Source organism: Pseudomonas sp. LFM046 (assembly GCF_000949385.2).
Taxonomy (GTDB): Bacteria; Pseudomonadota; Gammaproteobacteria; order Pseudomonadales; family Pseudomonadaceae; genus Metapseudomonas.
The window spans coordinates 4,403,615-4,416,838 of record NZ_JYKO02000001.1 but is presented as its reverse complement, the minus strand read 5'-3'; the positions used below and the strand labels follow the sequence as shown (position 1 = coordinate 4,416,838).

Here is a 13,224-nt window from a genome sequence, read left to right as displayed (position 1 = left end):
GCCTCAGCCGCCGGCGGGCTGGAGCTGCGCGCTCGCGAGGCGGAAGCCTTCGCGTTCCATTCGCGTCAGAACGACCTGCCAGGGCCGTAGTTCGGCGGGTTCGCCGATGCGCTTCAGCGTGCCGTGCTCCATCGCGTATAGCCCTTGGGCATCGAAGGCGTAGCGCAGGGCGAGGTCCTTGCGCTGGGAGGCGGGGAGGATGGCGTCCACCAGGTTGTCCAGCACGAGGGGATCGGCGTCCGGGGTTTCGTAGTAGGTCACCACCATGTGCGCCTGGTTCAGCTTCAGCGCGCGGGCGTAGGAGATGTGCAGCTTCTGCGGATCGACGCCGAGCTGGAGCAGGGTGAAGTACTTGGCCAGGGCGAAGTCCTCGCAGTCACCGGCACCCTTGGCCAGGGTTTCCACGGGGGTGGCCCAGTAGTCGCGGCGCTGCCACAGCGCGCTGTCGTCGCTGAAGCGGACCTGCTGGTTGATCTGCTGGTTGACCGCCTGCAGCTGCTGCTGTTCGGACTTCTGGCGATTACCTTCGAGGAGGTCGTGCCAGGCCTGGAGGCGATCCTTGGCCGGGCCGCTGCGGCCGTAGCGCTTTTCCGCCTTGCGCAGCACCGGGTCGAGGCTCCAGGAGGCCTTGGCATCGGTGGCACCCAGCAGCAGGCTGCCGCAGAGGGCGGTGATGGCGAACATTTGCCAGGACAGGGACGCGCCGAAGCGGCGGGAGGCAGGCTTCTGCAACGGGTTGACTCTCCAGGGAAAGCGGCCGGGGCCGGGTTCAGCGGTCAATCAATCCGTTGAGCGGAGTACTGGCAAAGGCACCTTCGCCAGGCAGGGACGAGCGCACACTAGAGGCAGTGCGGGATTCACCGCAAGAAGCAGGAGACGCGCGGCAGGGACGGCTGTCCCCGGCAAAAGCGGGATGGCTCTGGAACGGGGTTTTGCGCGGTTGCGCCGGTTGTCGGAAAGTGCGGGGGCTGGCTACCCGCCGGGTGCGCGGATGGGGGCGCAACCGACGGGCGGTCATTCCGGGTTATTTCCCGTACTCGACCTTCTGCTGATGGATCAGCGATTGGTACTTCGGTGTTTGCCTTCCAACGGACTGCATTTCGTCGTCCTGATACCGTGCACCGGCTGCAGTCGGTTGTTCCTCGACCATCCGGGTGAAGCTTGCGCTGGAGCCCTCCTTCATCTGTAGCTGTTGCTGACGTATGCGGTACTGGTCCAGATAAGCGCTTCCATTTTCCGCAAGGACCAGGCTCGGAGCCGTTGTCACCGCCAGGGCCAGAAACAGGCCGCTGAGGGTCGTCATGTTGATTGTCGATTTCATCATCGTGTCCTCTTGTTCCCCCACTCGTTCCCCTTACGAGCTGGATAACTAGGATCGGCCTTTGTTACAGCCCGCGACGACAAGCTGACGGATGGCGAAAAAATGGACCGGCGGGCAGATGCAAGTCTCTGACTGGCATGGGTATTTCCGACGGCTCTGCTTGTTTGGGGACTCCGCCTCCTGGAAGGATGGGCGGAGACATCGTTCTCCCCGGCAATTCTGGCGCACCAAAAAAACGCCCCCGCCAAGAAGGGCAGGGGCGCCGCGTGGATGCCTCCTCCATGAGACGTGGGGAATCGCGGATCACGCGTTCGGGGCGGTTTCCCCCTGATCTTTCCAGCCACCGCCGAGGGCCTTGTACAGGTTCACCTCGCTGGCCAACTGGTTGAGGCGATCGCCGATCAGTTGCTGGCGGGCGCTGAACAGCTGACGCTGGGCGTCCAGCAGGGTCAGGTAGCTGTCGACACCGGTGCGGTAGCGACGCTCGGCCAGGCGGTAGTACTCCTCGGTGGTGGTCACCAGGGCGCGCTGGGCGCCCAGTTGCTGCTGGTAGGTGGTGCGGGCGGCGAGGCCGTCGGCGACTTCCTGGAAGGCGACCTGGATGGCCTTCTCGTACTGCGCCACCTGGATGTTCTTCTGCAGCTCGCTGTAGTCGAGGTTGGCCTCAAGACGGCCGGCGGTGAAGATCGGCAGGCTGATGCTCGGCTGGAACAGCCAGCTGCCGGAGCCGGCGTCGAACAGTCCGGAGAGTTCATTGCTCATGCTGCCGGCGTTGGCGGTCAGGCTGACGCTGGGGAAGAAGGCCGCGCGCGCCGCGCCGATGTTGGCGTTGGCACCCTTGAGCAGGTGTTCCGCCTGGAGAATGTCCGGTCGGCGTTGCAGCAGGTCGGACGGCAGGCCCGGCGGCACTTCGGCCAACAGGTCGTCGTCCAGGGCCAGGCCCTTCGGCAGGTTGGCCGGCAGGCCGGTGCCCACCAGTTGGTTCAGGGCATTGCGGTCCTGGGCCACCAGGCGGCTGTACTGCGCCAGGCTGACCTGGGCGCTTTCCACGGCGGTGCGCGCCTGGCTCAGGGCCAGGGCATCGGCGACGCCCACGTCGAAGCTGCGCTGGGTCAGGGCGTAGCTTTCCTGATAGGTCTTCAGGGTGTCGCGGGTCAGTTGCAGCAGGGCCTGGTCCGCCTGCCAGTCGAGGTAGGCGGTAGCCACGGCGGCCACCAGGCTGATCTGGGTGCTGCGGCGCGCCTGTTCGGTGGCGAAGTACTGCTCCAGCGCCTGCTCATTGAGGCTGCGCAGGCGGCCGAAGAAGTCCAGTTCCCAGGCGTTGGTGCCGAGGGTGGCGCTGTAGGTGCTGCTGGTGTCGGCCTCGCCGCTCTGGCTCATGACGCCCGGCATGCGCTGGCGAGTGGCGCCGCCGTCGGCCGAGAGGCTGGGGTACAGCTCGGAGCGCTGGATGCGATAGAGCGCGCGATAGGCCTCGACGTTGAGCGCGGCGGTGCGCAGGTCACGGTTGTTGTCCAGGGCGAGTTGCACCAGCTGACGCAGCGCCGGGTCCTGGAAGAAGTCGCGCCAGTCCAGGTCGGCGGCGGCGGTGCTCACCTGCGCCTGGTTCTGGCTGTAGGCCTCGCCCGCGGGCCAGGCGGCGTCCACCGGCGCCTCCGGGCGCTGGTAGTCGGGGATCATGGAGCAGCCACCGAGCAGGGTCGCGGCGATGGCCAGGGATATCAGGGAACGCCTCACTGCAGGGCCTCCTTCTTGATTGCGGCGCGGCTCGCCTTGTCCTTGAACAGCGAGCCGACCAGCACGTAGAACAGCGGCACCCAGAAGATGGCCAGGACGGTGGCGGTCAACATGCCGCCGATCACGCCGGTACCGATGGCGTGCTGGCTGCCGGAACCGGCGCCGTTGGAGATGGCCAGGGGCACCACGCCGAGGATGAACGCCAGCGAGGTCATGATGATCGGGCGCAGGCGCATGCGGCAGGCTTCCACGGCGGCGTCGAACAGGCTCTTGCCCTGTTCGTGCAGTTCCTTGGCGAACTCGACGATGAGGATCGCGTTCTTCGCCGAAAGGCCGATGGTGGTCAGCAGGCCGACCTGGAAGAACACGTCGTTGGACAGGCCGCGCAGGCTGGTGAACATCAGCGCGCCGATCACCCCGAGCGGGACCACCAGCATCACCGAGAACGGAATCGACCAGCTCTCGTAGAGCGCCGCCAGGCAGAGGAACACCACCAGCAGCGACAGCGCGTAGAGGGCCGGGGCCTGGGAGCCGGACAGGCGTTCCTCGTAGGAGAGGCCGGTCCAGGAGTAGCCGACACCGGCCGGCAGCTGCTTGGCGATCTCTTCCACCGCAGCCATGGCTTCACCCGAGCTGTGGCCCGGAGCCGCCTCGCCGAGTATCTCCACCGCCGGCACGCCGTTGTAGCGGGCGAGCTTGGGCGCGCCATAGGTCCACTCGCCGCTGGCGAAGGCACTGAACGGCACCATCTGGCCCTGGTCGTTGCGCACGTACCACTTGTTCAGGTCTTCCGGGTTCATCCGCGCTTCGGGTTCACCCTGCAGGTAGACCTTCTTCACGCGGCCACGGTCGATGAAGTCGTTGACGTAGCTGGCGCCCCAGGCGATGGACACGGTGTTGTTGATGTCGGCGAGGGAGACGCCGTGGGCACGGGCCTTCTCGTCGTCGATCAGCAACTGGTACTGGGGCTCGTCACGCAGGCCGTTGGCGCGCACGCGGTTGAGCACCGGGTTCTTCGCCGCCAGTTCGAGGAACTGGTCGCGGGCGGCGTTCAGGGCTTCGTGGCCGATGCCGGCGCGGTCTTGCAGGAAGAAGTTGAAGCCGGTGGCGTTACCCAGCTCCATCACCGCCGGCGGGGCGAAGGCGAAGACCATCGCGTCGCGGAAGCTGAAGAAGTGCTTCTGGGCACGCTGGGCAAGGTCGAACACGCTCTGGCCTTCGGCCGTGCGCTCTTCCCAGGGCTTGAGCATGATGAAGGCCATGCCCGAGCTCTGGCCGCGGCCGGCGAAGTTGAAGCCGGTCACGGTGAACACGGATTTCACGGTGTCCTTTTCGTTTTCCAGCAGGTATTCGCGCATCTGGTCCACCACCACCTGGGTGCGCTCGGCGCTGGCGCCGGACGGGGTCTGCACCTGGGCGAAGAGCACGCCCTGGTCTTCCTCGGGGAGGAAGGCGGTGGGGATGCGGGTGAACAGCCAGCCCATGGCGACGATGATCGCCACATAGAGCAGCAGGTACGGCGCCTTGCGCTGGAGGATGCCGCGCACGCCGCTTTCGTAGCTCTTCACACTGCGGTCGAAGGTGCGGTTGAACCAGCCGAAGAAGCCGCGCTTCTCATGGTGGCCCTTGTCGATGGGCTTGAGCAGGGTGGCGCACAGGGCCGGGGTGAAGATCAGCGCCACCAGCACCGACAGGGCCATGGCCGAGACGATGGTGATGGAGAACTGCCGGTAGATCACGCCGGTGGAACCACCGAAGAAGGCCATGGGCAGGAACACCGCCGACAGCACCAGGGCGATGCCCACCAGGGCGCCCTGGATCTGGGTCATGGACTTGCGGGTGGCTTCCAGGGGCGAGAGGCCTTCTTCGGCCATCACCCGCTCGACGTTTTCCACGACCACGATGGCGTCGTCCACCAGCAGGCCGATGGCGAGCACCATGGCGAACATGGTCAGGGTGTTGATGGTGAAGCCGAACATCGCCAGCACGCCGAAGGTGCCCAGCAGTACGACGGGCACGGCCAGGGTGGGGATGATCGTGGCGCGGAAGTTCTGCAGGAACAGGAACATCACCAGGAACACCAGGACGATGGCCTCGCCCAGGGTGTGGATCACGCCTTCGATGGAGGCGGAGACCACGGGGGTGGTGTCATAGGGCATGACCACTTTCATCCCGGCGGGGAAGAAGGGCTCCAGTTCCTTGATGGTGGCGCGGATCGCCTTGGCGGTGTCCAGGGCGTTGGCGCCGGTGGCCAGTTTGATCGCCATGCCGGACGCCGGCTTGCCGTTGAACTGGGCGCTGATGCTGTAGTTCTCGCCGCCCAGCTCGATCTTCGCCACGTCACGCAGGCGCACCTGGGAGCCGTCGCGGTTCACCTTCAGCAGGATGGCGCCGAACTGCTCGGGGGTCTGCAGGCGGGTCTTGCCGATGATGGTGGCGTTGAGCTGGGTACCGGGGGAGGCGGGCAGGCCGCCGAGCTGGCCGGAGGAGATCTGCACGTTCTGCGACTGGATGGCGGTCTTCACGTCCACCGGGGTCAGCTGGTAGTTGTTCAGCCGCGCCGGGTCCAGCCAGATGCGCATGGCGTACTGGGCGCCGAACACCTGGAAGTCGCCCACGCCCTTGGTCCGCGAGATCGGGTCCTGGATGTTGGAGACGATGTAGTTGGCCAGGTCGTTCTTGTCCATGCTGCCGTCTTCGGAGACGACGCCGATGACCAGCAGGAAGTTCTTCACCGCCTTGGTCACACGGATGCCCTGCTGCTGGACCTCTTGCGGTAGCAGCGGGGTGGCCAGCTGGAGCTTGTTCTGCACCTGCACCTGGGCGATGTCAGGGTTGGTGCCCTGCTCGAAGGTGGCGGTGATGGTCATGCTGCCGTCGGAGTTGCTCTCCGAGGAGATGTAGCGCAGGCCGTCGATGCCATTGAGCTGCTGCTCGATGACCTGCACCACGGTGTCCTGCACCGTCTGCGCCGAGGCGCCGGGGTAGCTGACCTGGATGCCTACCGCCGGCGCGGCGATGCTGGGGTACTGGTTGATCGGCAGCTTGAGGATGGACAGGGCGCCGGCAAGCATGATCACCAGCGCGATCACCCAGGCAAAGATCGGGCGATCGATGAAAAATCTCGACATCTAGTGAGCTCCTCAGTGGCTCTTGGCCAGACTGTCGCCCGCGGGCTTCTGGGCGGCCACGTTGGTCGCCGGGCCGGCATTGACCTCGACGCCAGGACGGACGAACTGCAGGCCTTCGGTGATCAGGCGATCGCCGGGGTTGAGGCCTTCGCTGACCAGCCAGCGGTCACCGACGGCACGTTCGGCCTTGAGGTGGCGCAGTTCCACCTTGTTCTCGGCGTTCACCACCAGGGCGGTGGCCTGGCCCTTGAGGTCGCGGGTCACGCCTTGCTGCGGCGCGAGGATGGCTTGCTGCTTCACCGCGGAACTCAGGCTGGCGTGGACGAACATGCCCGGGAGCAGGGTGTGTTCCGGGTTGGGGAAGACCGCGCGCAGGGTCACCGAGCCGGTGCCTTCGTCAACCGAGACTTCGGAGAACTCCAGGCTGCCCTTGTGGGGATATTCGCTGCCGTCTTCGAGGAGCAGGGAGACTCTGGCACCGCTGTCGCCCGCCTTTTCCAGCTGGCCTTCAGCCATTTCCCGGCGCAGGCGCAGCAGGTCCTTGGTGGACTGGGTGACATCGACGTAGATCGGGTCCAACTGCTGGATGGTGGCCATGGCCAGGGTCTGGCCGTTGTTCACCAGGGCGCCTTCGGTGACCGCCGAGCGGCCTATGCGGCCGGAAATGGGGGCCATTACCTTGGTGTAGCGCAGGTCGATCTTGGCTTTCTCCAGATTGGCCTCGGCCTGCAGGCGTGCCGCCTGGGACTCGTCGTAGGCCTGCTTGCTCACGGCCTGGTCGGTGACCAGGTCCTTGTAGCGCGCCGCCAGGGACTGGGCCGACGCCAGGCTGGCCTGGGCGCTCTTGAAGGTGGCGGTGTAGACGGCGGGGTCGATCTGGTAGAGCTGCTGGCCGGCCTTGACCTCGCTGCCTTCGGTGAACAGGCGCTTCTGGATGATGCCGTTCACCTGCGGGCGTACCTCGGCAATGCGATAGGCACTGGTGCGTCCGGGGAGTTCGGCGGTCAGGGTGAAGCTCTGGGGCTGGAGGGTGACGACGCCGACCTTGGGCGCCGGTGCGGGGGGTGGAGCTGAGGCTTCCTGGCAGCCGGCAAGGCTGAGGGTGGCCAGAGCGATGGCGGAAACCAAGGCGGCAAAGGCTGGCTTCATGGGCATCTGAAGGGACCTCGTCATTTCTTGAGTGCAGCCACTGGGAGATGGCTTGGCGCAGGGCAGGTTCTGGATTCTTGCGGAGGCGTAAGAATATACTTACATGCGTGAATGTTTGTAAATTGAATCTTCCTAGGCCGATGTCAGAAATCGTTACGTGAGACGGGGGATTTTTCCTTTGAGAGCAATCAGATAGGGCCCGAGGCGAATGGCCAGACGTACCAAAGAGGCAGCCGAAGAGACCCGCGTGCAGATTCTCGACGCGACCGAGCGGGTGTTTCACGAAAAAGGCGTATCCCGTGCCTCGCTGGCGGAAATCGCCGCCGCCGCCGGTGTCAGCCGGGGCGCCATCTACTGGCATTTCGAGAACAAGACGGACCTGTTCCAGGCGATGCTGGAGCGCATCCACATGCCCCTGGAGGAACTGGCCCGGGCCAGCGAGAGCGCGGATGAGCCCGATCCCCTCGGGCGCATGCGCCAGCTACTGGTGGGCCTGCTCCGGCGCGTGGAGCTGGACCCCCAGAGCCGTCGCATCCACGAAATCCTTCGGCACAAGGTGGAATACACCGAGGAGCTGGGGGACCTGCGGCAGAAGATGCAGGACCTGAGCAGCGAGTGCGATCTGCGCATCGCCAAGGCCCTGCGCAATGCGGTGAGTCGCGGCCAATTGCCTGCCGGGCTGGACTGCCGCCGCGCCGCCATCTGCGTCCATGCCTATGTGGAAGGCGTCCAGACCAACTGGCTGCTGACCCCCGCCGGGTATTCGCTGGCGCAAGAGGCGGAGGACCTGGTGGACAGCCTGATGGACATGCTGCGCTTCAGCCCGGCCTTGCGCACGGCGAACGCCTGAGTCAGCTCCGATCGGCGATCACTCCTTGCGTCCGCCCATCCGGACGCGCAAGAATCCGCGCCAGTCCGGAATGCTGGCAAAAAGCCTCATCGGATCGCCATCCCACCTGCCGCCGCAATGGACCCCCAGCGGCGCCACCATGTGTGAGTCCTATGCAGCGCACTCAAACGAAGCACAGCGGAGATCTGTCCTTTATCCCAAGGCCTGATGGGGCCCGGACCGATGCGCTATCTCCCGTCCCGGAATCAGCTCGACACCACGCGTCAGGCAATTGACGTTGAATCTGGCGGAAAAGCGTCGCATGGCAGGCGCCCGCACGGCTCACGACCTGGGGAATGGCCCAATCCAGAGCCTCTGGAGCGGGTTTTCAGCGCTAACGCGAATGCCTATCGAGACGCCCGCTGTCGCGTTGGTCGGGCTAAGTTCCTCAGCCGTCCGCTGGCACGGGATTCCGGCTGGCGGACGGGAGCACCCTTGGCTAAGCCTGTTGAGAGGTTGCCGCGGGGGCTGGTGCCGAAACGCTCTGCGGATTCAACGATAAGAATGGTCATGCACGACCCAATCCAACCTTCCGCCGATGGAGCGTCGACGAGATGAAGAATTTCTCGCAGCCCCGATCCGAGCTGTCCGAAGCCCTGAACCGCCTGCGCCACACGTTCTATGTGATCGGCGGCTTCAGCGGCGTCATCAACCTGATGATGCTGGCGCCCGCGCTCTACATGCTGCAGGTCTACGACCGCGTGCTGGCGAGCAGCAACATCACCACCCTGCTCATGCTGACGGTGCTGATGCTTGGGCTCTACGTGCTCATGTCGATGCTGGAGGTGGTGCGCTCGACCGTGCTGATCCGCCTCGGCAACCGCCTGGACATGAGCCTGAACCGACGCATCTTCAACGCCTCCTTCGAGCGCAACCTGCGGCGCGCCGGCGGCAACCCGGCCCAGGCGCTGCAGGACCTGGCCCTGGTCCGCCAGTTCCTCACCGGCAACGGCCTGTTCGCCTTCTTCGATGCGCCGTGGACGCCGATCTACCTGCTGGTGATCTTCCTGGTGCACCCGCTGCTGGGTGTCATCACCCTGGTGGGGTCGGCCATCCTCTTCGGCCTGGCCTTGCTCACCGAAGTGCTGACGCGTGGCCCGCTGATGGAGGCCAACCAGGCGGCCATGGCTTCCGGCACCTTCGCCAACAACAACTTGCGCAATACCGAAGTGATCGAGGCCATGGGCATGCTGCCGGCCATTCGCGACCGCTGGTATGGCAGCCACCAGAAGATCCTCGAGAAGCAGACCCAGGCCTCTGACCGCGCCGCCTTCATCAACGGGGCCAGCCGCTTCGTGCGGGTAAGCCTGCAGTCGCTGATCCTCGGCGCCGGTGCCCTGCTGGCGATCAAGGGTGAGATCACCTCGGGGATGATGATCGCCAGCTCCATCCTCAGCGGCCGCGCCATGGCGCCGGTGGAACAGGCCATCGGGGTGTGGAAGCAGTTGCTGTCCGCCCGTGCCTCCTGGGCGCGCCTGAGCAAGCTGCTGCAGGACTTCCCGGCACGTAACGAATCCATGGCCCTGCCCAAGCCGCAGGGCACACTGGCGGTCGAGCAGGCTTCCACTTCTGCTCCTGGTGGCGGGGTCGCCATCCTGCGCGGTATCAACTTCGCCCTGCCTGCCGGGGAGGCTCTTGGCATCATCGGCCCGTCCGCGTCTGGCAAATCCACCCTGGCCCGCCTGCTGGTGGGTGTCTGGCCGGCGCAGTCGGGCAAGGTGCGCCTGGATGGCGCCGACATCTTCCAGTGGAACAAGGAAGAACTCGGCCCCTGGATTGGCTACCTGCCCCAGGACGTCGAACTCTTCGAAGGCACCATCGCCGACAACATCGCCCGCTTCGGCGAACTGAACAGCGAAGAAGTGATCCTGGCCGCCAAGCGCGCCGGGGTCCACGAGATGATCCTGCGCTTCGAGAAGGGCTATGACACGCCCCTGGGCGTGGACGGCAGCCCGCTGTCCGGTGGGCAGAAACAGCGCATCGCGCTGGCCCGCGCCATCTATGGCGACCCTTCGATGATCGTGCTCGACGAACCCAACGCCAACCTCGACGACGTCGGCGAGGCGGCGCTGGTGGAAGCCATCCTCGACCTGAAGAAGCGCGGCAAGACGCTGATCCTGATTTCCCACCGGCCCAGCGTGCTCGGCACGGTGGACAAGGTCCTGCTGCTGCGCGACGGCGGCATGCAGTTGTTCGGTCCTCGCGAAGAAGTCTTCGCGGCGCTGCGCCAGGCCAGCGTCATGCCCTCGGTGGGCACACCCAACCTGGCGTCGATGCGGGCTAAGGAGTAATCGATCATGCAAGCGGCAAGCGAAAGCAAGGCCCTGGTACGGGTCGACAAACCGACGCCGGTGGACACGGACGACATCCGTCCGGCCCGTTGGGGCGTCTGGATGGTGCTGGCCGGGTTCGGCGGCTTCCTGGTCTGGGCCGTGCTGGCCCCGCTGGATGCCGGCGTGGTGGCCAACGCCACGGTCAATGTGACCAACGCTCGCAAGACGGTGCAGCATCTCACCGGCGGCGAAGTGGATGCCATCCTGGTGCGCGAGGGTGACAAGGTACGCGCCGGCCAGGAACTGGTGCGCCTGGACCCGACCCAGGCGATCGCCGAGCAGGGCGCCCTGAGCTCCCAGTACATCGTCGCCAAGACGGTGGAAGACCGCCTGATGGCCGAGCGCGACGGTGCCGATACCGTGACCTTCGCCCCGGCACTGCTGGAGCGCTTCGGCGGCGATCCGCGCCTGCAGGAATCCATCGCCCTGCAGCAGCGGCTGTTCCATACCCGGCGCAAGGCATTGCTGGGTGAAATCAGCATCCTCCACGAGAACCTCAATGGTGCCGAAGAGCAGCTCAAGGGCCTGCGCCAGGTGCAGGCTACCCGCGCCAGCCAGTCGAAGTTCCTGGGTCAGGAGCTCGATGGCGTACGGAGCCTGGCGGCCGAAGGCTATATCCCGCGCAACCGCATGCTGGAGCTGGAGCGAAACGCCTCCGAGCTGAACGGCTCCATGGCGCAGAACGTCGCGGACATCGGCCGCACCCGCAATCAGATCGCCGAACTCAAGCTGCGCATCCTCCAGCGCGAGCAGGACTTCCAGAAGGAAGTGGAGTCCCAGCTGACCGACGTGCAGAAGGAAGTCACCTCCCTGGCCGAACGCCTGCGCTCGGTGGACTACCAGGTGGAAAACACCGTGATCCGTTCTCCCATCGACGGCATCGTCCTGGGCCTGAACATTGCCACGGTCGGCGGCGTCATCCAGCCTGGCGCGCGGATCATGGACGTGGTGCCGGACAAGGAACCGCTGCAGGTGGATGCCCAGGTGCCGGTGCAGGCCATCGACAAGATGGTTCCCGGCCTGTCTGTGGATATCACCTTCCCGGCCTTCAACCACGCCCAGACGCCGAACATTCCCGGTCGCGTGCTGACGGTGGCTGCCGACCGCCTGGTGGACGAAGCCAGCAAACAGCCCTATTACTTGGCACAGGTAGAAGTAACGGAAGAGGGCATGAAGATGCTCGGTCCGAACAATATCCGCGCGGGCATGCCCGCTACCGTGACCATCAAGACCGGCGAACGTAGCCTGATGAGCTACCTGATGAAACCGCTGATGGGCCGCGTCGGTAACGCATTCAAGGAGCAGTGACATGAGAGCCCGGATGGCCTTAGCCGGTTTCCTCGGAGCCGTCGCCCTGCCCGTGACGGCCATGGACCTCACGCAAGCCTGGGACGTCTACCAGAACCAGGGCCCCACCTACCTCGCTTCGGTGCACGAGCGCCAGGCAGGCCAGGAGTACAAGGAACTGGGCAAGGCGGGCCTGCTGCCGAACATCAACGCTACCGCGTACTGGAAGCGGGTGGACGGCACCTCTGAACAGGACGTACTGGGGCGCACGATAGAAAGCGACCTCAAGTACGACTCCCAGGGCGGAGTCGTGGAGCTGCGCCAGCCACTGTTCAACAAGCAGCGCATGGCCGAGTACCGCCAGGGAAAGGATCGGACCCTGTTCAGTGACGCGGTATTCGACGCCAAGACCCAGGAGTCGGCGGTGAGCCTTGCCACCCGCTACTTCTCGGTATTGCTGGCGCTGGAAACCATCGACCTGGCCAGGGTCAAGCTGAAGAACCTGGAACAGCAGGTGATGGCGGCCAAGCGGCGTTACGAGCTGGGCGACGGTACGGTGATCGATGTCGACCAGGCATCCGCCCGGCGCGACCTGGCCCAGGCCGAGTTGATCGAGGCCGAAGACAACCTGCTGGTGGCCCGGCGCCTGCTGCAGGAACTGCTGGGGGTGGTGCCGGAGGAAATGGCCACCCTGCGCACCGAATTCCCCACGCCACCCCTGGAGCCGCCGAGCCTGCAGGACTGGATCAGCGACGCCAAGGCGAACAACCCCACGATCATCGCCCGCAGTCGCAGCGTGGATATTGCCGACGAAGAGGTGAACCGGGCCAAGGCGGGACACTGGCCGACCCTGGATTTCGTTGCCGCCTACAATGACGCGGAAAGCGACTCGGTGTCTACCCGGAACGAGACGAACCGATACGGCTCGGTGGGTGTGGAGTTTCGCATGCCCATCTTCGCCGGTGGCGCCACCAACGCCCAGGTGCGCCAGGCTGCGGCCAACCGCGAACTGGCCAACGACCAGTTGAATTCCAGCCGCGAGGAAGTGCTGTCCGGCACCACTCGCGAGTTTCGCGGGGTGCAGAGCGGCGAGCAGCGGGTGAGGGCGCTGGAGAAGGCGGTGGTGTCCAGCGAACGCGCCCAGGACTCGGCGCGCAAGGGCTTCCAGGCGGGCACCAGTACCAACTTGGACATCCTCAACGCCGAGGAGCAGAACTTCATCGCTCGCCGCGACCTGCTGGAGGCCAAGCTGCGCTACCTGCTGTCCCGCTTGCGTTTGGCGGCGGCGGTGGGGGCGTTGGGCGAGGATGACATCCAGCAGGCCAATGCCTACCTGGGACCGTCGCTGCCGATGCATCCGTGAGGGTGGGTGGGGAG

At 65.5% G+C, this 13,224-nt stretch carries 9 protein-coding genes; 4 read left to right on the top strand and 5 right to left on the bottom strand.

Annotation, left to right across the window (positions count from 1 at the left end):
* Positions 1-3: 3 nt before the first annotated feature.
* The 5 genes from TQ98_RS20260 to TQ98_RS20240 form a co-directional block, all read right to left on the bottom strand.
* The gene (locus TQ98_RS20260) at positions 4-732 is read right to left on the bottom strand and encodes a transglutaminase-like cysteine peptidase (RefSeq protein ID WP_044871400.1); all 729 of its coding nucleotides are present in this window, start codon (positions 730-732) and stop codon (positions 4-6) included.
* A gap of 292 nt (positions 733-1,024) precedes the next feature.
* On the bottom strand, positions 1,025-1,321 hold the full coding sequence (locus TQ98_RS20255; RefSeq protein ID WP_044871493.1) for a hypothetical protein: 297 nt from the start codon (positions 1,319-1,321) through the stop codon (positions 1,025-1,027).
* A 303-nt stretch (positions 1,322-1,624) separates the two neighbouring features.
* On the bottom strand, positions 1,625-3,058 hold the full coding sequence (gene adeC, locus TQ98_RS20250) for an AdeC/AdeK/OprM family multidrug efflux complex outer membrane factor (protein ID WP_044871399.1): 1,434 nt from the start codon (positions 3,056-3,058) through the stop codon (positions 1,625-1,627).
* Positions 3,055-6,189 carry an efflux RND transporter permease subunit gene (locus TQ98_RS20245; RefSeq protein ID WP_044871398.1) on the bottom strand — a complete coding sequence of 1,045 codons (3,135 nt, stop codon included), beginning with the start codon at positions 6,187-6,189 and terminating at the stop codon, positions 3,055-3,057. The genes adeC and TQ98_RS20245 overlap by 4 nt, the downstream gene beginning before the upstream one ends.
* A gap of 12 nt (positions 6,190-6,201) precedes the next feature.
* The gene (locus tag TQ98_RS20240) at positions 6,202-7,344 is read right to left on the bottom strand and encodes an efflux RND transporter periplasmic adaptor subunit (RefSeq protein ID WP_044871397.1); all 1,143 of its coding nucleotides are present in this window, start codon (positions 7,342-7,344) and stop codon (positions 6,202-6,204) included.
* A 202-nt stretch (positions 7,345-7,546) separates the two neighbouring features.
* Between TQ98_RS20240 and TQ98_RS20235 the strand changes: the two genes are divergently transcribed.
* The 4 genes from TQ98_RS20235 to TQ98_RS20220 all read left to right on the top strand — a co-directional run bounded on the left by TQ98_RS20235 (position 7,547) and on the right by TQ98_RS20220 (position 13,210).
* The gene (locus TQ98_RS20235) at positions 7,547-8,188 is read left to right on the top strand and encodes a TetR family transcriptional regulator (RefSeq protein ID WP_044871396.1); all 642 of its coding nucleotides are present in this window, start codon (positions 7,547-7,549) and stop codon (positions 8,186-8,188) included.
* Between the two features lie 593 nt (positions 8,189-8,781).
* The gene (locus TQ98_RS20230) at positions 8,782-10,518 is read left to right on the top strand and encodes a type I secretion system permease/ATPase (RefSeq protein ID WP_044871395.1); all 1,737 of its coding nucleotides are present in this window, start codon (positions 8,782-8,784) and stop codon (positions 10,516-10,518) included.
* A gap of 6 nt (positions 10,519-10,524) precedes the next feature.
* On the top strand, positions 10,525-11,868 hold the full coding sequence (locus TQ98_RS20225; RefSeq protein ID WP_044871394.1) for an HlyD family type I secretion periplasmic adaptor subunit: 1,344 nt from the start codon (positions 10,525-10,527) through the stop codon (positions 11,866-11,868).
* A 1-nt stretch (position 11,869) separates the two neighbouring features.
* Entirely contained in the window at positions 11,870-13,210 is a 1,341-nt protein-coding gene (locus tag TQ98_RS20220) for a TolC family outer membrane protein (protein ID WP_044871393.1), read from the top strand.
* The last annotated feature ends 14 nt before the right edge of the window (positions 13,211-13,224 follow it).

What these genes read in the sequence shown, in the direction of transcription:
- TQ98_RS20255 (WP_044871493.1), bottom strand. Translation starts at nt 1,321, where the DNA reads ATGAAATCGACAATCAACATGACGACCCTCAGCGGCCTGTTTCTGGCC.
- TQ98_RS20245 (WP_044871398.1), bottom strand. Translation starts at nt 6,189, where the DNA reads ATGTCGAGATTTTTCATCGATCGCCCGATCTTTGCCTGGGTGATCGCG.
- TQ98_RS20240 (WP_044871397.1), bottom strand. Translation starts at nt 7,344, where the DNA reads ATGCCCATGAAGCCAGCCTTTGCCGCCTTGGTTTCCGCCATCGCTCTG.
- TQ98_RS20235 (WP_044871396.1), top strand. Translation starts at nt 7,547, where the DNA reads ATGGCCAGACGTACCAAAGAGGCAGCCGAAGAGACCCGCGTGCAGATT.
- TQ98_RS20230 (WP_044871395.1), top strand. Translation starts at nt 8,782, where the DNA reads ATGAAGAATTTCTCGCAGCCCCGATCCGAGCTGTCCGAAGCCCTGAAC.
- TQ98_RS20225 (WP_044871394.1), top strand. Translation starts at nt 10,525, where the DNA reads ATGCAAGCGGCAAGCGAAAGCAAGGCCCTGGTACGGGTCGACAAACCG.
- TQ98_RS20220 (WP_044871393.1), top strand. Translation starts at nt 11,870, where the DNA reads ATGAGAGCCCGGATGGCCTTAGCCGGTTTCCTCGGAGCCGTCGCCCTG.